Below are 19,672 nucleotides of genomic sequence, written 5' to 3'. Positions count from 1 at the left end.
AATGCCGAAACAAGGATTTATCATCAAGAAGGACAGCCATCGCTTCCCGGTGTGTGGCAACCTTGCGGTTCACGCTTCGGGGTTGTGTCCGGTTCGGATTCGCGCTTCGCACTCCCGCACGAAACCCACGAGGTGAGCCATGAACGAGCACCCCGATCCATGCCCCAGAGGCGCCGGCCCAGACCCTTCTGCCGCCACGGTGTCGGCAGTCACGGGATCGGGTGTGCGGCGGAAGTTATTGCTGGCTGTGCTGATGTTCGCCTCTCATGCCGGCTTCGCGGCCCCCTTGCTCAATGAGCCCATCCAGCCAATCCCCCTCACGCTGAAGCAGGACCCGGCCCGTGCCGAAATCGGGCGGCAGCTGTTTCACGATCCACGCCTGTCCGGAAACGGGCGCGTGTCCTGTTTCAGCTGCCATGACCTGACAAAGGGCGGCGGTGACGGCCGTGACCGCTCCGTCGGGCTCAACGGCGGGCTGACGGGCGTCAATGCCCCAACGGTGTTCAATGCGGCGCTCAATTTCAGGCAATTCTGGAACGGTCGCGCCGAATCGCTGGAGTCCCAGGTGGACCACGTCATGCTGAACCCGATCGAGATGGGGTCGAAGTGGGAAGAAGTGGTTCGCAAGATAGCGGACGACACGAAATACAAAAGCGCGTTTGCCGCGGCCTACAAAGACGGCGTGACCAAAGCAAACATCCAGAACGCCATCGCGACATTCGAGCGGACGCTGATCACACCCAACTCACGCTTTGACAAATATCTGCGCGGCGACGCCAGCGCCATTACCGACGCGGAGAAGGTTGGCTACGCCAGGTTCAAGCAGTACGGGTGCGTCGCCTGCCACCAGGGCGTCAATGTGGGCGGCAACATGTTCCAGAAGTTCGGTGTCATGGGCGACTATTTCGCAAAGAGGGGCAACCCGACGGAGGCCGATCTTGGCCGGTACCTCGTCACGAAGGTGGAAAGCGACAAGCACGTCTTCAAGGTGCCGAGCCTGCGCAACATCGCGCTGACGGCGCCTTATTTTCACGATGCCTCGGCCAAGACGCTGGAAGATGCCGTCGATGTCATGTTCAGGTACCAGCTCGGGCGCGTTGCCTCCAGGGAAGACAAGGCGTCCATCGTCAAATTCCTCAATACGCTCACCGGCGAACGGGACTTCAAACCGTGAAAAAAAAGAATCAACTTGCCCTGGCGCCTATGGCGACGATCACTGCCGTGCTGCTGCTCATCCTGGTGTTCCTGTATAGCAAAACCCAAAGCTTCGACGAGTCGCACTACTTTGAGGATATGGCCGTGATGCGCCACCTGAAGCAGCTGGACGCGCAGTGGGAGCTGGATGTGCTGAAGTCCAGGATCGGGATTAACACGCACTACGATGCGCTGGCCGATAACCAGGGCGAGATGGCCCGGCTCATGGAACAACTCGAGTCGGGTACCGACGCCCACAAGCACGATGCATCCGGACAGGCGGACAAGCTCGCGGCGCTGGAACGCGCTGTGCAGGACAAAGCCGTCCTGATCGAGCAATTCAAGTCGCACAACTCTGTGCTGCGAAACTCGCTGGCCTTTCTTCCCACCGCAGCGGAAGATGTCCAGCAGTCGCTCGGGCCCGGCCGCGGTACCACAGAGCTGGCACTCCGGCAGATTTCGTCTGACGTCAGCAGGCTGCTGCTCGCGAGCATGCTGTACAGCCAGAGCCCGACCGACGAAAAGGGTGCCGAGATAGAAGAGGAACTGGGCCGGCTTGACGGCAAGCTGCGCCATACTCCGCCGGGCATTGCCGACAGGCTGGGGATCTTCCGCGCGCATGTGCAGACCATCCTGCGCGAACAAAAAACAGTCAATGAACTTCTCGCGGGTATTTCCTCGGCACCGACCGCCAAATTGCTCGATGCGGCCAACGATGCATCGACGATCGAGCAGCAGCGCGCGGGGGTGGAGGGCGAGCGCTACGGCCGCTACCTGCTGATTTTCTCGGCGGTGCTGGTGGCCCTGCTGCTGTATGCAGCCCTTCACGTGTTTCGCAGCCATGCCGTGATCCGGCGCGTCAACACGGAACTCCAGGCGGCCAATGAACACCTCGAACAGCGCGTGCAGGAACGGACGCAGGAGCTGCGCCAGGCGCAAAGCGAGCTGATGACCACTGCGCGCCAGGCGGGCATGGCCGAGATCGCCACCAATGTGCTGCACAACGTGGGCAACATCCTCAACAGCGTCAACGTCTCGGCCGACCTCATCGGCAGCACCTTGCACAAATCCAGGGTGCAGGGGCTTTCCCGGGGCGTGCAGCTGATGAACGAGCACGCCGCAGACCTGGCCCATTTTCTGGTTCACGACGAGAAGGGCAAGATACTGCCGGGCTATTTGAATGGAATCTCCCAGACCCTGGTGCAGGAGCAACAGGGCATGCTCAAGGAGCTGGAACTTCTCACCAGAAGCATCGACCACATCAAGGACGTCGTCGCCACCCAGCAATCGTACGCAGGCGGGAGCAGCATCGTTGAGCCGGTGCAGATCAGCGACCTGGTGGAGGACGCGCTGCGGATGAACGGTGTCTCACTGGCGCGCCACGGAGTCACTGTGGTGAAGGAGTTCGCGCAGGTGCCAGAAGCACTGCTGGACCGCTCACGGGTCCTGCAGATTCTCGTGAACCTGATCAGCAACGCCAAAAATGCCATGGCAGGCATGTCGCCCGGATCGCACAAGATCACGCTGCGGGTGGAGCCTGTTGGCGACTCGACCTTGCGGGTCTCCGTCATGGATGTGGGAGAGGGAATACCGGCAGAAAACCTCACGCGGATTTTCTCGCACGGATTTACGACGCGCAAAACAGGCCACGGCTTTGGGCTGCACAGTTGCGCGCTGGCGGTCAGCCAGATGGGCGGGACACTTTCCGCTCACAGCGACGGGCCGGGCCGGGGCGCCACCTTCACACTGGAGCTGCCAATGGATATTGCGCAGACTAAATCATGACGCAGCTCCAGAACCAGCGCATCCTGCTGATCGACGACATGCCGTCGATCCATGAGGACTTTCGCAAAATCCTCGCAGCGAAACCGCCGGCGCGTGATCTGGACGCTGCCGAAACCGAGTTGTTTGGTGAGGCCACGCAGATTTCCTACGGTGATTTTGAACTGGACTCCGCTTATCAGGGCGCTGAAGGTGTTGCCAAGGTGGAGGAATCCATCCAGACCGGGCGGCCCTATGCCATGGCTTTTGTGGACATGCGCATGCCGCCGGGCTGGGACGGTGTGGAAACCATCGAGCGGCTTTGGCGTGTCGACCCGCATGTACAGATCGTGATCTGCACCGCGTATTCCGACCACCCTTGGGAAGATGTGCTGGCGCGGCTGGACGTGCAGGACCGTCTGCTGGTGCTCAAAAAGCCATTCGACATGATCGAAGTCAGCCAGCTCGCGAGAACACTGACCGCCAAATGGGAACTCGCGCGGCGGGCGGCAGCGCAGGTGAGCAGCCTGGAAGATACCGTGCAGGATCTCAGGGCAACCGAAGCGGCTTTGCGCCAGTCCAACAAGGAACTCGAAGCCTTCTCGTATTCACTCGCGCATGACCTGCGCTCTCCCCTGAACTCGATTGACGGCTTCAGCCATTTGCTTCAAAAGGCCGTCAGCGGTGATGCGGCGGAACGCGCGAGGCATTACCTGAGCCGGATACGCGAGGGGGTCAGGCAAATGGGTGAGCTCACGGACGGCCTGCTCTTGTTGGCCCAGGTGTCCCGTACCAACCTGAAGGTCGAGACAGTCGACCTCACGGCAATAGCCGAGCGCGTGCGCGTTGACTGCCAGAAACGCAATACCGCGCGGGATGTGAAAGTCCACATAACGCCCAACCTTACCGCTGTGGGTGACTCCGCGTTGCTGTGCCAGGTAATGGAAAACCTTATTTCCAACGCATGGAAGTTCACCGCCCATGCCACTGCCCCCGAGATCTGGGTTGGGGCGCAGCAGCCCGACAACGAAAGTACGGTTTATTTCGTCCGTGATAACGGTGCCGGGTTTGACATGATGTATGCAGACAAGCTGTTCGGTACCTTCCAGCGCCTGCATTCGCCGGGTGAGTTTGCAGGAATGGGAATCGGGCTGGCAAGCGCTCACCGGATCATTTCCCGTCACGGCGGTCGTATCTGGGCCGAAGGCGCGGTGGGGCAGGGCGCCACATTCTTCTTCACCATACCATCGCCTGTGCGGCAACATTCGCCCGATGAAAGCCCGGCTGATGCGAAAAAACACAGGAGCCAGCCATGACTCAACTGCAGAACCGGCGCATTTTGCTGATCGACGACATGCCGTCCATCCACGAAGACTTCCGGAAAATTCTTGCGTCCAGGCCGGTTGCGCATGAGCTGGATGATGCCGAAGCCCTGTTGTTTGGCGACGCCGCGCCGGTGTCCGATGATGGCTTTGAGCTGGACTCGGCCTACCAGGGACGTGAAGGTCTGGACAAGGTCGAGGCATCCGTTCGGGCCGGGCGACCCTATGCCATGGCCTTTGTGGACATGCGCATGCCGCCGGGCTGGGACGGTGTGGAGACCATCGAACGGCTCTGGCGTGTAGATCCACAGATACAGATCGTCATCTGCACCGCCTATTCCGACCACGCCTGGGAAGACGTATTCGCACGGCTGCAAGCACGGGATCGCCTGCTGATTCTGAAAAAACCGTTTGACCCTGTTGAGGTCAGCCAGCTGGCAAGAATGCTGACCACCAAATGGGAGCTGGCGCAGCAGGCGGCCGCGCAGGTGAGCGGCCTGGAGGAAGCCGTGCAGGAGCGCACCCGCGCCTTGCATGACAGCGAATCACAACTGCGCCAGATCACGGACAGCGTGCCCGCCCTGATTGCCTATATCGACGCCGGGCAGCGCTTTCAGTTCCATAACCTTGCCTACGAGGAAGTTCTTGGCCTGAAGCATGGTCAGATTCACGGCAAGACCATGCGCGAGCTGATGGGCGACGAGCTCCACGAAAAAGAGCGGGGCAAGATTGAAGAGGCGCTTGCTGGTTACGCGGCGCAATACGACCGCACGCAGGCCACGTCGGATGGCCAGCTGCGCGACTACGTCATGCAGTACTTTCCACGCTACGGCGAAAACGAGGACGAAGGCAAGGTCGTCGGCTTTTTCTCGCTGGGTACCGACGTGACCGAACTCAAGCGCATTGACCGCATGAAGAGCGAGTTTGTCTCTACCGTCAGTCATGAGTTGCGCACCCCGCTGACCTCCATTCGCGGCTCACTGGGCCTGATCGCCGGCGGCGTGGCCGGAGAGCTGCCGGCCATGGCCAAAAACCTGGTTGGCATCGCCACCAGCAATTGCGAGCGGCTCATCAGGTTGATCAACGACATTCTGGACAGCGAAAAAATCGAATCCGGAAAAATGCGTTTTGACTTCCAGCAGATGGAACTGCAGCCTTTGCTGGCGCAAGCCCTGACAGCCAACGAAGGCTTCGCAGGCCAGCACAATGTCAAGCTGGTTCTGGATGCCCCGGCAGAAGCGGTAAGGGTTAGCGTCGACAGCGACAGGCTGACCCAGGTCATTACGAACCTGTTGTCCAATGCCGTGAAATTCGCGCCAGCCCAGTCCCGCGTGGAAGTCCGGCTGCTGTGCAAGACCGGCAGGGTTCGGGTGGAAGTCGCCGACAGCGGCCCCGGCATTCCCGAAGAGTTTCGAAAACGCATCTTTCAGAAATTCTCGCAAGCCGACACATCGGACACCCGAAAAATGGGTGGCACAGGCCTGGGCCTGAACATCTCGCGCGCCATCGTGGAGCGGATGGGCGGCCAAATCGGGTTCACGACGGAAACCGGCGTCGGAACTGTTTTCTTCTTTGAGCTGCCCGAGGCGGTGCCGGCGCCGATTCAAACCAGCATCAGGTCCGGCGCAGCGACCAGGCCGCTTATCCTGGTCTGCGAAGACGATCCCGACATTGCCCGCCTGATCAACCTGATGCTTGATAAAGGCGGCTTTGACTCGGACATGGTGCACAGCGCAGGGCAGGCGCTGGAGCAAGTCATGCTGATGCCCTACGCAGCCATGACGGTCGATCTGAACCTGCCCGACCAGGACGGCATCAGCCTGATCCGGGCACTGCGCCGCGAAGAGGCGACGAAAGACCTGCCGATCGTGGTGGTCTCGGCCAACGCCGAAGAAGGCGAGCTCGAGTTCAATACCCAGCCGCTGGCGGTTTCAACATGGCTGGAAAAACCCATCGACGAGAACCTGCTGATCCTCAGTTTGCACCGTGCCATCGGAAACATGGCCGAAGGCCGGCCGCGCATTTTGCACGTCGAGGACGACCTCGATATCCAGCGCATTGCCGCAGCCATTGCCCAGGACTTTGCCACCTTTGAATTTGCCGCCACGCTGCGCGAGGCACGCGACCAGCTGGCGCGCCGCCGCTACGACCTGGTGCTGCTCGACCTGACGCTGAAGGACGGCTCGGGCTGGGGGTTGCTGGACACCATTGAAGCGCTGGACATCGTCCCGCCAGTGGTCGTGTTTTCTGCGCACGATGTGGAGTCGAAGCAAAGCCAGCGCGCCGAAGCAGTGCTGGTCAAGGCACACACCTCCAACGAAGAACTGATTCGAACCCTGCAGCGAGTGCTTGATGAAAGCTTGTGGGGAACGGTTCACCCACCTCTAAGTATCTGATCCCCCTGTCCAAGCTCACTGCGTGTAGCTTGTTTCCCCTCAAGGGGACGGCGCCTAGGGCCGGCGAAGCCGGACCCGCGGCCCCCGCTGGTGGAATACCCCCGTTAGTTACGCCATCGGACTCTTCAAGCCAGCGGATGCCGCGGAACCGGCTTTGCCGGGCCGCAGGCGCCGTCCCCTGCAAGGGGAAAAGGGCTACACGCAGTGAGCCCGATAGGGGTGTGCCCATTGTGCGGCTTTGCCAGACCGCAGGCGGGCGGCCCCCGAGGGGCTGGAGCCCGCGGCTCCAAGCCTGCCTGCGCAGGCTTGGACGGGCGACAGAGGCGAAGCGTCTCGCGAGCCGCGGCCTGCAAGGCCTCGGGAGCTACACGAAGTGAGCGACCGTGGGGGCTCTACTTCTTTTGACTGGCGCGGTAGACCTGCATCACCGTCGCGAAGTCGCGATCAAAGTTGATAGGCAGGAAGGTGTCGTTGCCGGGCAGCTGCTTTTTCAGTGTGGGCGAGAAGCCGTAGCTGAACGAGCACTTTTTGACGCGTGCCTGCAGTTCGGGCGAAACGTCCTTGCTCATGGTCCAGGTTTCCGTCATGAAAGGCGGGCTTTCCCAGATGGTGCGGATGCTTGAGCCTTTGACGTCGCCCTTGACGACCATGCGCTGGTACAAATCGCTGGCCACGGCTGCGGCCGGATAAAAACCATGCATCACGCCCGTGACGGAGCGCTCGTGGCCGTTGGAGAACACGACTTCGTAGTCCTTGTCCGGCGTCAGGCCCAGCGCCGGGAACAGCGCGCGCGGCGCGAGGTTGCCCGAGTTCGAGGTTGGCGTGGTGTGCGCGATTTTCTTGCCGATCAGGTCCTTGGGCTCCCTGTACGGGCTGTCGATGCGGGTGATCAGAATCAGTTTGTAGGAGTTGCGCAGGCCCGTGGCCTTGTTGCCGGGAACGCCAAACGGCGCCGGCTGGCCGGCGGTGACCAACTGCGCAGCCAGGCCGGGGTTGACCTGTGCCAGTTGAACCTTGCCGGTCGAGATACCTTCAATCAGCTCTTTTTCACCGAGGATGTCGATGTTGCTGGTCTTGTCCATCGATTCGCCTTGCGCGTTTTGCAGGTCGATGTTTCCGCAGCGTGACAGGTGGCTGAAGTAGTCGCCCCACAAGGCCATGGTTTCGCTCTTGCCGTAGGTTTTGGGCATGGCCACGACCATTTTTTCGCGTGGGCCGGAATATTTTTCGGGCGCGGGGGTAGCAGCCGCTGCTTTCGCCTTGCGTGCAGGCTTCGCCTCGTCGGTCTGGGCTGTTGCCGAACCCAGGGCGCAAGCGGCGCTGGCCAATATTGCTGCGTGGCGCAGATAAAACTTCATGTTGATCATCCCGGTAGTTGTGGATAGAACCGCATTTGCGGTCGCGCGGCAGAGACGCCGGTTAACCCCAGTGTGCTTCCAAACTAACGTTTACTTACAGGTAGACCGACTCTAAAGGGTCATAAAGTGGGATTGCGTCAGAAAGTTTGTGGTTTTTTCGTTGAACGGAGGGCGCTGAGGTAGCGCGCAAAATGCCTTTCCTGATATGCGGCGTTACAAATCGCCCCCGGCATCCGCCATGCGAGCAGCATCCACCTTCCCGAGCAGCCATTGCAGACCGGCCAGGTGTTGCTGGTCATGGCTGCACAGGTAATGCACCAGGCTGCGCAAGGTGAGCGCGCCGTAACCTTCGAATTCCGCCGTGCGGCCCAGTTGTTCGGGCGTGATGCCCGACAGCATGGCCATCGTCCGGGTGCGCGCTGCGCGAAACGCCGCGATGGCCTCTTGCGCATCAGCGGCCGCATAGTTGCGTTCCTTTTCCACCACATAGCCGTCCAGTGACTCCAGCACCGGATTGGTTTCCGACAAGGTGCGCTGAAACCGCACGTGATAGCCGTCGGTCTCGATGTCCCTGATGTGGCAGACCTGCGCAATGGCCGTGAAGTGTTCGCTCGGAATGCCTTCCCACGACGGCGGCGTCCAGGCCTTGTGGCTTTCAGGAATTGCGTCGTAGAACTGCTCCAGCTGGCGCGGAAAATCCGCCATGGCTTGAAGCGTTGCGGGGTTCAGGGGCAGGGCAGGGCTCATCAGCCGGCCTTGCGCAGCGAAGGCCACAGCACCGCCTGCGCCACGATCACGTTCTCGCCATTGAAGGTCGCCGCCGGCGAGCCGTAAAGCTCGTAACCCCGCGCCAGCGCCTCGCTCACGCGGCGGCAAAAGCTCGCGTCATCCGGGCCGGTAAGGAGCCTGTAGGTGGGGAGACCGTCGGGGGGCGTGGTGGCGGGTGATGTCATGGCGGCAAGCGGCTGATGAACGGAGGGCGATATTACCGTTTCCGCCCACCTGCTGCAGGACGCTGTGCTCCAGACCCCCTTTTCAGGCCTTGCTCAGGCCTTCGCCATCCCCGGCAATGCCATCACACGCTCCGGCGCCGGCATCCCGGTAAACGCAAAGTCGACCTCCGGCACGCGCCCGCTCACGATGTCGGCAATCGCCGCGCCTGAGCCGCAGGCATGCGTCCAGCCCAGCGTGCCGTGGCCCGTGTTGAGGAAAACATTGGAGGCCTTGCTTTTGCCGATGTAAGGCACATTGCTCGGCGTGGCCGGCCGCAGGCCCGTCCAGAACTGCGCGCCTTCGCCGTCCGTCATGTCGGGAAAGAGTTGTTTTACACGGCGCACGATGGCGTTGCAGCGCACCAGGTTCAGCTCGGTGTTGTAGCCGTTGAGCTCGGCCGTGCCGGCAATGCGCAAGCGGTTGCCAAAACGCGAGAACACCAGCTTGTACTCGTCGTCGGTCAGGCTGACCTGATAGGAAGCGGCTTCGTTGATCACGGGCAGCGTGACCGAGTAACCCTTGGCAGGGTAGATGCGCAGGCTTTGCCCCAGCACCTTGGCCCACTGCGCGCTGAAGGCGCCCAGGCACATCACATACGCATCGGCTTTCAACATCGCGACTTTGCCGCCGGCCTCGCCGCTGCCCATCGCCACCTGCACGCCGTTCAGTTGCCCCTCTGCGGCATCCAGGCCCAGCACCGTGGTGTTGTACAAAAATTTCACACCGGCCTGTTCGCAGCGCGCGGCCAGCGCGGCGGTAAACGCGCGGGCGTCACCCGATTCATCGCTGGGCGTCATGCTGCCGCCCACGATGCTGCCGCGGCATTGCGCCAGCGCGGGCTCAATCGCCACACATTCGTCGGCCGTCTTCATGTCGAGTTCGCAGCCGTGTTCGCGCATGATGCGTGCGGGCTCCTGCGCCGCGTCGTACTCGGCCTGGCTGGTATAGAAGTGCAGGATGCCTTTGGTCTGCGCGTTGTACAGCAGGCCCAGCTCGGCGCGCAGCTTTTGCAGCGCGCCGCGGCTGTACATGCCCAGGTTCACGATCTGCTGGATGTTCTGTGCCGTGCGCGCCGGCGTGCAGTTGCGCAAAAACTCCAGCCCCCACAGCCACTGGTTCACATCGGCGCGCAGCCTGAAGAGCAGCGGCGCGTCTTCACGCGCCAGCCATTGCAACACCTTGAGCGGTGCACCCGGGTTGGCCCAGGGTTCCGCATGGCTCACGGATATTTGCCCGCCGTTGGCAAAACTGGTTTCCATCGCGGCTGCGTTGCGGCGTTCCACCACTGTCACCTCATGGCCGCGCTGCGCCAAATACCAGGCCGTGGTGATACCCGTGACACCAGCCCCCAAAACCATGACTTTCATGGCGATTCCTTTTCATTCAAGCAGAACATTGCAGTTGCGCAAGTGCTGCGGTACCTTGGGGGTGCTTGAATCAAAAAAGAAACGTGGCAACCGCCAAGCATCGCCTGTCAGCATGCTTGCGGCCGCTTCCACTGTCCTTGTTACCTGAGAGATTCAGCCGCAGCTTCCATGTCGATGAAAGGTCTCGGCTTTGCTCCTTCGGTGCGCTGCACCTTGCGTGCGGCGTCTCTCCAGACGGCTGTGTGTTCCGGGCAGTACGGGACCTGAGCGATTATGGAAGTTTGCGCCTTCGGTGGCTGCCTTGTGGGGGCAGCGCTCTCCTGCTTGAACGGGTTTGAATTTACCACCGAAGCCTGTTTTGCCAAGCGTGAATGCGGCGTTCAGTACAGGTCTAGCGGGTTGATTCAGCGGCTTAATAGTAGGAAGCAGGGAGGTTTAGCCTTCGCTCGCTGCGTTCACAAACGCGGCTTTGGCATCGGTGTAGGCCTCCCGGTCACCCGGGTGCCTGGCTGCCAGTTCCGCCTTGAGCGCGGCATAGCGCGCCGCCAGTGCCGGGTCCGAACGCAGGGCGTCGCGAAAATGCAGGCGCTGCGCCCACACCTCGCCGCCGTGCACCACGACGTGCAGGTGGTGGGTGCGCCGTCCGTTCGCCCAGCGCATGAACCACTTGCGGTCGGTCAGTGCCGCGTTGAATTTAGCGGAGGTCGTGTAACCGTTGGCGCACAGTGGCGCTGCAAGAGCTTCGGCCGCCACCATTGATTCGACGCCGGCCAGCATATCAATCACCGGCTTGGCCGCCAGGCCGGGCACGGCCGTGCTGCCGATGTGCTGGATGTCGATCAGGCGGGCCGGCAGCTGGGGGGAGAGTGCAAGCAGGCGGTCCCGCTCAGCCACAAACTGCAGGGGCCAGGCCGGGTTGTAGGCCTGCAGGGCCACCTCCTCGTGGATAGCGGCAAGCAGCGATTCCTGGTCAGTCATGCGCGTGACGGCGGGCAGGTTGTTGTACAGGGGCGAAACACGCTGCGCAGCACGCCAAAATCCTTTGCGGGGCCATTTTTAGGGCATTTTTGAGCATGAAAAAGGCCTTCAGCCCAATAAGAACGGGCGCGAGTAGCTACCAAAACAATAGCAACCAGAAATCCCCACGCCTGCGAATTTGGCGGCCCGCATTTCATTTACCTGAGAGCCAGCACAGCTTTGCGCGCCTGTGCCAGCCGCTCTTCCAGGTAGGCGCCATAAAAGTCGGTAGACGCCAGGCCAACCAGCCGTTCCGCCAGGTCTTGCCCGGCCGGGCTCAGAAACAGCACCGTGGGGGTGAAGCCGGCCTTCCATGCGGCCACTTGCGCCGCAGCCGTCGTCACCTGGCCGTCAAAGCCGGTCAGCGGCGTCGTGCGGTCGCTGATGTTGAGCTGCCAGGCGTGCAGGCTGCCATCGCGTTGCCCCGGCAACAGGTAGTTGCGCCGCACCAGTTCGCAAAAAGGGCAACCGGGCAGACTGACCAACAGCACGAGTGGTTCATTTTTGGCGAAGGCGATTCCCGCCGCAGCCCGCAAAGAGGCCGGCACAGGCAAGGCCGTGTCTTTGGCCAGCGCAAGCTGGGGCACGGCCAGCCCGGCTGCCAGCGCGGCAGTGAACTGGCGGCGGCCCACCTGGCTCATTCAGCGCTTTCCAGCAAAATCTTCGTCAGCGCAGCCGGTTCGCTGATCATGGGGTCATGGCCGGTCTTGATCTCCACCACGCGCGAATTCGGCAGCCATGCACCGTCCCAGAACTTTGCGTCCTTCACGCGCAGCCGGCTGGGTTCGATGGTGGCCAATGCGGGCTCGGTGCAATTCACAAAAGTGCGCGGCACGGCGGCTACGCGCTGCATATCAAAGTGCAGCGGTGCCTGGTAGGTGTTGCCGGGGTGCGGCGTCTGCCGGCGCTTTACCCATTCACGGTCGGCATCGTGCAGGCCGAACACCTCCGGGTCGGGCGCCGGAAAGCTGAAGCTGGGCGAAGCCTGCGCCGCCGCCATGCGCTGCTGCTGCGTGGCGCTGGCCTGCGTGCTGCTCCAGCTCTCGCCGGGCTTGGGCACCACCGCATCCACGTACACCAGGTGCTTGATGCGGTCGGGCATGCGGTCAGTGACAGCCGTGCCGATCATGCCGGCATAGGAATGCACCGCGAGCGTCACCTCATGCAGCTCTTCCGCCTCGATCAGGTTGATCACGTCATTGATGTGTGTGTCGAGGTTGATCGCAGGCGAGAGCAGGTGGGCGCGCTCGCCCAGGCCGGTCAGTGTCGGCGTGAACACCTTGTGGTGGTCCAGCTGCAGTGCCTGCGCCACGCGCCGCCAGCACCAGCCGCCATGCCACGCGCCGTGCACCAGAACAAAATTGTGTTTCATCGAGTCACCTCTTTGTGGAAGGTTGCTGCATCAAATGGTTTTGCCACTCTTCAGTTCAGATAGCTGGGCGTCTGAATAGTTCAGTACCTCGCGCAGCACTTCATCCGTATGCTGGCCCAGCAACGGCGGCGGCAGGTCGGTGCGCACCGGCGTGGCGCTCATGCGGATGGGGCTGGAGACCAGCTTCAAATCATCCTTCACCGGGTGCTTCCACTCGGTCACCATCTTGCGCGCCTCGATCTGCGGGTCAGCGAACACCTCTGCCAGGCTGTTGATCGCACCGCACGGCACTTTTGCCGCCTCCAGCGCACCCAGCCAGTCGGCCTTGCTGCGCGTTTTCATCACCGCTTCCAGAATCGGCACCAGCTGGCCCCGGTTCTGCACGCGGTTGCGGTTCGTGGCAAACAGTGGGTTGGTCGCCAGCTCCGGGATGTTGGCCACCGCGCAAAACTTCGCATACTGCGAGTCATTGCCCACCGCGAGGATTAAGTGATCTTTGCTGCCATCCGCGGCCGCGGCCACTTCAAACACCTGGTAAGGCACGATGTTCTGGTGCGCATTGCCCGCCCGGCCTGGCGCCTTGCCGCTGACTAAATAGTTGGCGCCCAGATTGGCCAGCATGGCCACTTGTGTATCCAGCAGCGCCATATCCACCTGCTGGCCCTCGCCGGTTTTCTCGGCATGGCGCAGCGCGGCGAGGATTGCCACCGTCGCATACATCCCCGTCATCAAATCCGCCACCGCAACACCCACCTTTTGCGGCCCGCCCCCCAGATCGTCGCGCTCGCCGGTCACGCTCATCAACCCGCCCATGCCCTGGATCGCATAGTCATAACCCGCGCGGTCGGCATAAGGCCCGTTCTGCCCAAAGCCGGTGACAGAGCAATACACGATGCGCGGGTTGATGGCCTTGAGCGACGCATAGTCCAGCCCATAGCGCGCCATGTCGCCGACCTTGAAGTTCTCCACAAACACATCGCAATGCGCCGCCAGCTCACGCACCAGCGCCTGGCCCGCAGGCTGTGCGATGTCGCAGGTCACAGAGCGCTTGTTCCGATTCGTGCCCAGGTAATAAGCGGCTTCGGTATCGGCCCCCTGCGCATCCTTCAAAAACGGGGGACCCCATGTGCGCGTGTCGTCGCCCGTGCCGGGCCGCTCAATCTTGATGACATCCGCGCCCAGGTCGGCGAGCGTCTGGGTACACCAGGGGCCCGCGAGCACGCGGGAGAGGTCGAGGATGCGGATGCCGTCTAAAGAGTTCATGAGGGCATTTTGCCTTTAGCTCTGGGCGCTATCGGCCCCCATTCACTCACGCTCCTCTTGATGTGTGCCTGTATGTTTGTACAGTATCGTCCTGACGTAAACAATAGGGGAGAAAGAAAGATGATCAAAGGAAGCTGCTGCTGCGGCGCCATTCAGTTTGAGTTGTCAGAGGTTCCGAGCATGATGGGCACGTGTCATTGCTCCCGCTGCAGGAAAGTAGGTGCGAGCACTTTTGTTTTTGTCAAAAAGAACGCTTTTCACTGGATTCGAGGCCGCGAGTTGGTATCCCGTTATGAGCCGGAACCGCCGTTCAAGTACGCGAGGTGCTTCTGCCAGAAGTGCGGTACGGCGCTCGGTGAAGTGGAATCGCAGCAGGACTCCTTTCCCGTTGCCGCCAACAGCCTGGATGACGATCCTGTGGTTCGCAACATGTTTCACGAGTTTGTTGCGAACAAACCGGCCTGGTATGAGATTTGTGATGTCGCCAGACAGTTTCAAGAGCATCCGGTCAAGGCCTGAGTGAGCTGCACGGGCACAAAATAAGCGATGGACAGATAACTTTGGAATTCGCCATGATGAAAAAGACCGTCCCTGCTTCGAGTCCTGATGCTTATGTCGCCGCACTGTCCGGCTGGCAGCGCGCGACGGTTGAGCAACTACGGACCGCTGTCCTGGGTGGCGCCGCGTTGGAAGAAGTCATCAAGTGGGGCCACCTGGTCTATCTGTCGGACGGCCCCGTGCTGCTGATCCGAGCTGAGGAAACCCGCGTGCTGTTCGGCTTCTGGCGAGGGCAGCGCCTTTGCGAGATGGACCCGCTGCTAAAACCCGGCGGCAAGTACGAAATGGCGACGAGAGAATTTCACGAAGGTGATGAGGTCAACACCGCCTTGTCTCGCCGCCTCGCCAAAGAGGCGGTGCGACTTAACAAGACGCTTGGCGACCCGACAAAGGGTTAACAGTGGACCGACCTGTGAAATCTTTGAAACCCCTGTCTCCAAGAGTCTTTGCGATCCTCGTTCTGGTGATCGTCGGGTGCATCTATGTTGCGCTACTCAAACCCGTCGCCTGGTTGGTGGATGCGGGCTACTTGCGACCCGGGCGCGGGCGTGGGTTGCAGGCAATCCCGCTGTATTTCATCCCTTACTTCGTCATTCAACTGGCCACGGGTTTGACCTTTGATCAGATTTGTGACGGGTGGCAACGCCTTTCAAGTCTTCTCAAGGTTGTTGCGGCAGTGGTCCTGGCTTGCACCGTTGCCGCCGTTGTCTTTGTTTATCTGACTTTTCTGGCGTAAGCGCGGCTTAGATGACGGGCCACACGCCGTCGGCTCAATACGTCTTGTACGGCAAGAACTTCCCCGACAACACCACATTCACCCGATCCCCCTTTGGGTCCGGCTGCCGCACGATGTCCATGCTGAAGTCGATGGCGCTCATGATGCCGTCGCCGAACTCTTCGTGGATCAGTTCCTTGATCGTCGTGCCATAAACGCTGACGATTTCATACCAGCGGTAGATGAGTGGGTCTGTGGGCACGGGGGTGGGCAGTGAGCCTTTGTAGGGCACGACTTGCAGCCATTTTTGTTCTTCAGCCGTCAGGCCAAAAATCTTGCCAATCACTTTGGCCTGTTTGGCGTCAAAGGTCATCTGGCCCAGGCAGCCGGCGGTGACCCATTCCTTGCTGAGGCCGACCTTCTTGGCAACGGACTCCCAGGTGATGCCTTTGCTGACTTTGACGGTGATGATTTTTTCGGTGATGTCGTTGCGGTTCATGGTTTGCTCCTGTATGTGAGATGGGTGAAGTGAAAGCGGAAATAGTCAATGCGCCTTGGCGCGGGTGACCAGGAAATCGACGATGTGGTTGCGCAGGTCGTAGTAGCCGGGCAGGTGGTGCAGGCCGGCGCGGGTGCGTTCGCGTGGCAGCGGGTTGATGACTTCTTCGGCGATGCGGCCGGGCGCGTAGACGCCGTCGTTGTCGGTGCCGTTGCTCATCAGCAAGATGCGGTCGGCCAGCAGAATGGCTTCGTCCACATCGTGGGTGATCATGAAGACGGTTTGTTGCGTCTCGCGCACGATGGCCATGAGTTCGTCCTGGATGGTGCCGCGCGTCAGCGCGTCGAGTGCGCCGAAGGGTTCGTCGAGGAGCAGCATCTTGGGCTGGATGGCGAAGGCGCGTGCGATGCCTACGCGTTGCTTCATGCCGCCTGAGAGCTGCGACGGTTTTTTGTCGATGGCGGGTGTCAGGCCCACCATGGCGACGAACTTCTCCACATGCGCATTGACTTGCGCCGAAGTCCAGTCGGCCCAGCGTGACACCACCGCAAACGCGATGTTCTTTCGCACGGTGAGCCAGGGCATGAGTGCATGGCTCTGGAACACCACGCCGCGCTCCAGGCTGGGGCCGCCGATCTCGCGGTTTTCCATGAAGATGTGGCCGGCGGTGGCGCTGTCGAGTCCGGCCAGCACATTGAGGATGGTGGTCTTGCCGCAGCCCGAGTGGCCGATGATGCAGACGAACTCGCCTTTGCTGATGGTGAAGGACACGTCGGCAAACACCGGCCGGGCGGGCGTAAAGGCTTTGCTCAGGCCTTCGATCTTGAGGAATCCCTGCTGCATGTTGTGTTCTTTCATTGGCGTGGCGACAGGGGCGCGCGCAATAGGCTCACTCCACATAAGTGACGACCTTCTGTAGTTGAGCAAAAGCCAGGTCCAGCAGCATGCCGACGATGCCGATGACCAGGATGGCGAAGATCACGTTGGTGAGTGAGAGGTTGTTCCACTCGTTCCAGACGAAGTAGCCAATGCCGGTGCCGCCCACCAGCATCTCGGCCGCCACAATCACCAGCCAGGCAATGCCCATGGAGATGCGCATGCCCGTCAGGATGGTGGGCGCCGCCGCCGGCAGGATCACCTGGAAGGCCTTGCGCAGTGGGCCGACTTCGAGTGTGCTGGCTACGTTGAGCCATTCACGTTTGACTGAAGCCACGCCAAAGGCGGTGTTGATCAGCATGGGCCAGACCGAGCAGATAAAGATCACAAAGATGCCCGAGATCGATGAGTCCTTGATGGTGTAGAGCGCCAGCGGCATCCACGCCAGCGGCGAGATGGGTTTGAGTACCTGGATGAAAGGGTCAAACGCCCGGCGCAGCAGCGGCGACATGCCGATCACAAAACCCAGCGGCACCGCGACCGCACACGCCAACAGAAAGCCCAGGCCCACGCGTGCCAGCGAATGGCCCAGCTGGATCAGGATGCCCTTGTCGTTGGGGCCGTTGTCATACAGCGGGTTGGACACCTGCTTCCAGATCGCTGTGCCCATCTGCCCCAGCGTGGGGAAACCGGTGGTCTTGGTGTTGCCCGGGTCCTTGCCCATCATCTTCTGGTATTCGATCTGCTCGGCGCTCAGGCCCGCCGTGCTGGCTGCCGGCGTACCGGATGCGGGCAGCGTGGCCACGTACCAGATGCCCAGGAAGGCGAAAAAGATAAGCAGCGAGACCAGACCCGCCTTGAGGTTCAGGGATTTCATGAAAGCTTGTTGATGCTGAAGCTTTTTACGTACTCGTCAGGCTTGGCCGGATCAAACTCCTTGCCCATCACCTTGAATTTTTTGTACGCGCCTTCGGGCGGCTTGAAGCCGGCCAGCGCCATCTGCTTCTTGGCATCGGTCAGCATGAAGACCTTTTCGGCGATCTGTTTGTAGTTAACCTCGCCCTTCACATAACCCCAGCGCTTCATCTGCGTGAGCATCCACACCGCCATGCTCTGCCACGGCACAGGGTCGAAGTTGGCGCGGTCCGGCACGTTGCGGATATTGCCCAGGCCGTCGGCGAACTTGCCGGTCAGCACCTGCTGCAGTACGGCCTCGGGCTGGTTGAGGTATTGCGTAGGCGCGATCACCTTGGCGATCAGGTCGCGGTCTTTCGGCTGGCTGGCCATGAAGGAGGCACCCAGCACGGCGCGGTAGAGCGCGGCAAAGGTGTTGGGGTTCTTCTGGATGAACTCGTCGCTGACGCCAAAGGCGCAGCAGGGGTGGCCGTCCCAGATTTCCTTGGAGAGGATGTGGATGAAACCGACCTCGTCGTACACCGCGCGCTGGTTGAAAGGATCAGGGCCGAGGAAGCCGTCGATATTGCCGGCGCGCAGGTTGGCCACCATCTCGGGCGGCGGCACAACCCGCAGCTGCACGTCGGTGTCGGGGTTCAGGCCGTTCTCCGCGAGGTAGTAGCGCAACAGGAAGTTGTGCATGCTGTACTCGAACGGAATCGCGAACTTGAACCCTTTCCAGTTCTTCGGGTCGCGGTTGTTCTTGTGCTTCACATGCAGCGTGATGGCCTGGCCATTGGTGTTCTGGATGCTGGCCACATTCATGTTGACCTGGTTGGAACCGAGGCCCATGGTCATTGCCAGCGGCATGGGTGACAGGAAGTGCGACGCGTCATGCTCTTTGTTGATCATCTTGTCGCGTATCAGCGCCCAGCCGGCGGTTTTGTTGAGCTGGACGTTCAGGCCTTCTTTTTTGTAAAAGCCCAGCGGGTCGGCCATGATGAGCGGGCTGGCGCAGGTGATGGCGATGAAGCCGATCTTCAGATCCTTCTTTTCCAGGGGCACGCGGTCTTGCGCCATGGCCTCCAGCGCGCCGAGCGGTAGCACCGAAGCAATCGCCGCGCGCGCCGTGTTGGCACCTACTGCGCGCAGGAAGTTGCGGCGCACGCTGTCAACCGGGAACAGCGCCTTCACCAGGCTGGCCTCCATAAAGCTGTGCGAGAGCGCTTGCGGGCAGGCGGCAGACGCATCGGCGGCAGGGTGATCGGCCGCGCTGTGGTCCCTGCCGCAGCTGCATTTGAGCATCAGGGGCTGGTCGGCGTCGTAGGGAGAAAAGAGGTCAGACATGGCGCGCACCTTTCTTTGGAAGATGCGGCTGTCTTGCAAGCAGCGGGCCAATTTTGGCCAATTGGGGCGAAAGCGCGGCAGGTGCCGCATTTCGCTGTGGATGCCATGACAGGGTGTAGGGCGTCCACTACAAAAACCGGCCCGCAAGCAACAACAACGGTGCCGCCATACTGGTTATGGCAGCGCGCAGGCCGATACGTCAGCTGGTTTCTTTCACCTTCAGCAGCGTTGCGCCGGGCTCACGGTGGCGCACAGTTTTCGTCACGCACCAAATTCGCGCAGGGCGCGGGCCCTGCCTCTACCTCTGCTGGCTCAGGCCGGAGACGAGATGTCGGCCAGTGACTGGCCCACATCCTCTTCGTCCTGTCCCTTGACCGCGATATCGCCGATGGAAATGATGCCGGCCAGGCGCTTCGAGCCGTCCAGCACCGGGAGACGGCGAATCTGGCGGGACGCCATGTCTGCAAGGACCGTGTCGAGGTCGTCAGTTTCACGTGCGGTATGGATGTCGGTGCTCATCACGGTAGACAGCGGCGTGCCGCCGTTCAGGCCCTCCGCGACGGCGCGCAGCACGATGTCGCGGTCGGTCACCATGCCGAGCAGCTTGTCGCCCTCGCACACTGGGATCACGCCCACGTCGAGCTCGCGCATGGCTTTCGCGGCGTCTGCCACGGTATTGCCGGGGGCCATGGTTCGCACGTTGCGGGTCATCACGTCGGTGACGGTCGTCATAAAAATAC

Annotated in this window: 20 protein-coding genes and 1 riboswitch; of the genes, 7 read left to right on the top strand and 13 right to left on the bottom strand. The window is 61.3% G+C overall.

From position 1 onward, the window contains the following. Positions 1 to 139: 139 nt before the first annotated feature. From AC1D11_RS16995 to AC1D11_RS16980, 4 genes are read left to right on the top strand one after another with little or no spacing between them, the layout of a single operon-like run. The gene (locus AC1D11_RS16995) at positions 140 to 1,174 is read left to right on the top strand and encodes a cytochrome-c peroxidase (protein ID WP_477648237.1); all 1,035 of its coding nucleotides are present in this window, start codon (positions 140 to 142) and stop codon (positions 1,172 to 1,174) included. Further along, on the top strand, positions 1,171 to 2,979 hold the full coding sequence (locus AC1D11_RS16990; RefSeq protein ID WP_477648238.1) for a DAHL domain-containing protein: 1,809 nt from the start codon (positions 1,171 to 1,173) through the stop codon (positions 2,977 to 2,979). The genes AC1D11_RS16995 and AC1D11_RS16990 overlap by 4 nt, the downstream gene beginning before the upstream one ends. Further along, the gene (locus AC1D11_RS16985; RefSeq protein ID WP_477648240.1) at positions 2,976 to 4,271 is read left to right on the top strand and encodes a sensor histidine kinase; all 1,296 of its coding nucleotides are present in this window, start codon (positions 2,976 to 2,978) and stop codon (positions 4,269 to 4,271) included. The genes AC1D11_RS16990 and AC1D11_RS16985 overlap by 4 nt, the downstream gene beginning before the upstream one ends. Further along, positions 4,268 to 6,673, top strand: a complete 2,406-nt coding sequence (locus tag AC1D11_RS16980; protein ID WP_477648241.1) for a response regulator — start codon at positions 4,268 to 4,270, stop codon at positions 6,671 to 6,673. Before AC1D11_RS16985 ends, AC1D11_RS16980 begins: the two co-directional genes overlap by 4 nt. A 392-nt stretch (positions 6,674 to 7,065) precedes the next feature. Here AC1D11_RS16980 and phnD read toward each other — a convergent pair whose 3' ends face one another. The 8 genes from phnD to AC1D11_RS16940 all read right to left on the bottom strand — a co-directional run bounded on the left by phnD (position 7,066) and on the right by AC1D11_RS16940 (position 14,043). Further along, positions 7,066 to 8,031, bottom strand: coding sequence for a phosphate/phosphite/phosphonate ABC transporter substrate-binding protein (gene phnD, locus AC1D11_RS16975; protein WP_477651128.1), 966 nt, complete (start codon positions 8,029 to 8,031; stop codon positions 7,066 to 7,068). 213 nt (positions 8,032 to 8,244) lie between these two features. After that, entirely contained in the window at positions 8,245 to 8,778 is a 534-nt protein-coding gene (locus tag AC1D11_RS16970; RefSeq protein ID WP_477648243.1) for a DinB family protein, read from the bottom strand. Then, positions 8,778 to 8,984 (bottom strand): DUF1737 domain-containing protein, encoded by a 207-nt coding sequence (locus AC1D11_RS16965; protein WP_477648244.1) that lies wholly within the window; start codon positions 8,982 to 8,984, stop codon positions 8,778 to 8,780. Before AC1D11_RS16965 ends, AC1D11_RS16970 begins: the two co-directional genes overlap by 1 nt. 93 nt (positions 8,985 to 9,077) lie before the next feature. Then, positions 9,078 to 10,391, bottom strand: a complete 1,314-nt coding sequence (locus tag AC1D11_RS16960; RefSeq protein ID WP_477648245.1) for a D-amino acid dehydrogenase — start codon at positions 10,389 to 10,391, stop codon at positions 9,078 to 9,080. Positions 10,392 to 10,513: 122 nt separating this feature from the next. Continuing rightward, a riboswitch (glycine riboswitch) is annotated at positions 10,514 to 10,635 on the bottom strand. Positions 10,636 to 10,826: 191 nt separating this feature from the next. Continuing rightward, on the bottom strand, positions 10,827 to 11,369 hold the full coding sequence (locus AC1D11_RS16955; RefSeq protein ID WP_477648247.1) for a GrpB family protein: 543 nt from the start codon (positions 11,367 to 11,369) through the stop codon (positions 10,827 to 10,829). A 197-nt stretch (positions 11,370 to 11,566) separates the two neighbouring features. After that, the gene (locus AC1D11_RS16950; RefSeq protein ID WP_477648248.1) at positions 11,567 to 12,049 is read right to left on the bottom strand and encodes a thioredoxin domain-containing protein; all 483 of its coding nucleotides are present in this window, start codon (positions 12,047 to 12,049) and stop codon (positions 11,567 to 11,569) included. Beyond that, positions 12,046 to 12,780: an alpha/beta fold hydrolase gene (locus AC1D11_RS16945; RefSeq protein WP_477648249.1), complete on the bottom strand. Its 735-nt coding sequence runs from the start codon at positions 12,778 to 12,780 to the stop codon at positions 12,046 to 12,048. The genes AC1D11_RS16950 and AC1D11_RS16945 overlap by 4 nt, the downstream gene beginning before the upstream one ends. Positions 12,781 to 12,810: 30 nt before the next feature. Continuing rightward, complete coding sequence (locus AC1D11_RS16940; RefSeq protein ID WP_477648250.1) at positions 12,811 to 14,043, bottom strand: CaiB/BaiF CoA transferase family protein; 1,233 nt, start codon at positions 14,041 to 14,043, stop codon at positions 12,811 to 12,813. Positions 14,044 to 14,163: 120 nt separating this feature from the next. Here AC1D11_RS16940 and AC1D11_RS16935 point away from each other — a divergent pair, with 120 nt between their 5' ends. The 3 genes from AC1D11_RS16935 to AC1D11_RS16925 are packed head-to-tail and all read left to right on the top strand — an operon-like array spanning position 14,164 to position 15,337. Further along, entirely contained in the window at positions 14,164 to 14,562 is a 399-nt protein-coding gene (locus tag AC1D11_RS16935; protein WP_477648251.1) for a GFA family protein, read from the top strand. Between the two features lie 53 nt (positions 14,563 to 14,615). Further along, positions 14,616 to 14,999: a DUF1801 domain-containing protein gene (locus AC1D11_RS16930; RefSeq protein ID WP_477648252.1), complete on the top strand. Its 384-nt coding sequence runs from the start codon at positions 14,616 to 14,618 to the stop codon at positions 14,997 to 14,999. 14 nt (positions 15,000 to 15,013) lie between these two features. Further along, positions 15,014 to 15,337, top strand: a complete 324-nt coding sequence (locus AC1D11_RS16925; protein WP_477648253.1) for a hypothetical protein — start codon at positions 15,014 to 15,016, stop codon at positions 15,335 to 15,337. 34 nt (positions 15,338 to 15,371) lie between these two features. On the opposite strand, the gene cynS is transcribed toward AC1D11_RS16925, so the two are convergent. The 5 genes from cynS to AC1D11_RS16900 all read right to left on the bottom strand — a co-directional run bounded on the left by cynS (position 15,372) and on the right by AC1D11_RS16900 (position 19,664). After that, the gene (gene cynS / locus AC1D11_RS16920; RefSeq protein WP_477648254.1) at positions 15,372 to 15,815 is read right to left on the bottom strand and encodes a cyanase; all 444 of its coding nucleotides are present in this window, start codon (positions 15,813 to 15,815) and stop codon (positions 15,372 to 15,374) included. Positions 15,816 to 15,860: 45 nt separating this feature from the next. Then, positions 15,861 to 16,658, bottom strand: a complete 798-nt coding sequence (locus tag AC1D11_RS16915) for an ABC transporter ATP-binding protein (RefSeq protein ID WP_477648255.1) — start codon at positions 16,656 to 16,658, stop codon at positions 15,861 to 15,863. Positions 16,659 to 16,704: 46 nt separating this feature from the next. Beyond that, a complete protein-coding gene (gene ntrB, locus AC1D11_RS16910) occupies positions 16,705 to 17,568 on the bottom strand; it encodes a nitrate ABC transporter permease (protein ID WP_477648256.1) in 864 nt (287 codons plus the stop codon). Continuing rightward, positions 17,565 to 18,932 (bottom strand): CmpA/NrtA family ABC transporter substrate-binding protein, encoded by a 1,368-nt coding sequence (locus AC1D11_RS16905; protein WP_477648257.1) that lies wholly within the window; start codon positions 18,930 to 18,932, stop codon positions 17,565 to 17,567. The genes ntrB and AC1D11_RS16905 overlap by 4 nt, the downstream gene beginning before the upstream one ends. Before the next feature lie 312 nt (positions 18,933 to 19,244). Beyond that, positions 19,245 to 19,664, bottom strand: a complete 420-nt coding sequence (locus tag AC1D11_RS16900; RefSeq protein ID WP_477648258.1) for a CBS domain-containing protein — start codon at positions 19,662 to 19,664, stop codon at positions 19,245 to 19,247. Positions 19,665 to 19,672: the final 8 nt, after the last annotated feature.

It is taken from the genome of Polaromonas sp. P1_E11, from assembly GCF_056405995.1.
Note: the sequence above shows the minus strand (reverse complement) of the source record. Positions and strands in the feature narration are given on the sequence as shown.

Coding starts and splice junctions, on each gene's coding strand:
- AC1D11_RS16995 (WP_477648237.1), top strand. CDS start 140: ATGAACGAGCACCCCGATCCATGCCCCAGAGGCGCCGGCCCAGACCCT.
- AC1D11_RS16985 (WP_477648240.1), top strand. CDS start 2,976: ATGACGCAGCTCCAGAACCAGCGCATCCTGCTGATCGACGACATGCCG.
- AC1D11_RS16980 (WP_477648241.1), top strand. CDS start 4,268: ATGACTCAACTGCAGAACCGGCGCATTTTGCTGATCGACGACATGCCG.
- phnD (WP_477651128.1), bottom strand. CDS start 8,031: ATGAAGTTTTATCTGCGCCACGCAGCAATATTGGCCAGCGCCGCTTGC.
- AC1D11_RS16970 (WP_477648243.1), bottom strand. CDS start 8,778: ATGAGCCCTGCCCTGCCCCTGAACCCCGCAACGCTTCAAGCCATGGCG.
- AC1D11_RS16965 (WP_477648244.1), bottom strand. CDS start 8,984: ATGACATCACCCGCCACCACGCCCCCCGACGGTCTCCCCACCTACAGG.
- AC1D11_RS16960 (WP_477648245.1), bottom strand. CDS start 10,391: ATGAAAGTCATGGTTTTGGGGGCTGGTGTCACGGGTATCACCACGGCC.
- AC1D11_RS16955 (WP_477648247.1), bottom strand. CDS start 11,369: ATGACTGACCAGGAATCGCTGCTTGCCGCTATCCACGAGGAGGTGGCC.
- AC1D11_RS16950 (WP_477648248.1), bottom strand. CDS start 12,049: ATGAGCCAGGTGGGCCGCCGCCAGTTCACTGCCGCGCTGGCAGCCGGG.
- AC1D11_RS16945 (WP_477648249.1), bottom strand. CDS start 12,780: ATGAAACACAATTTTGTTCTGGTGCACGGCGCGTGGCATGGCGGCTGG.
- AC1D11_RS16940 (WP_477648250.1), bottom strand. CDS start 14,043: ATGAACTCTTTAGACGGCATCCGCATCCTCGACCTCTCCCGCGTGCTC.
- AC1D11_RS16935 (WP_477648251.1), top strand. CDS start 14,164: ATGATCAAAGGAAGCTGCTGCTGCGGCGCCATTCAGTTTGAGTTGTCA.
- AC1D11_RS16930 (WP_477648252.1), top strand. CDS start 14,616: ATGATGAAAAAGACCGTCCCTGCTTCGAGTCCTGATGCTTATGTCGCC.
- cynS (WP_477648254.1), bottom strand. CDS start 15,815: ATGAACCGCAACGACATCACCGAAAAAATCATCACCGTCAAAGTCAGC.
- AC1D11_RS16915 (WP_477648255.1), bottom strand. CDS start 16,658: ATGCAGCAGGGATTCCTCAAGATCGAAGGCCTGAGCAAAGCCTTTACG.
- ntrB (WP_477648256.1), bottom strand. CDS start 17,568: ATGAAATCCCTGAACCTCAAGGCGGGTCTGGTCTCGCTGCTTATCTTT.
- AC1D11_RS16905 (WP_477648257.1), bottom strand. CDS start 18,932: ATGTCTGACCTCTTTTCTCCCTACGACGCCGACCAGCCCCTGATGCTC.
- AC1D11_RS16900 (WP_477648258.1), bottom strand. CDS start 19,664: ATGACGACCGTCACCGACGTGATGACCCGCAACGTGCGAACCATGGCC.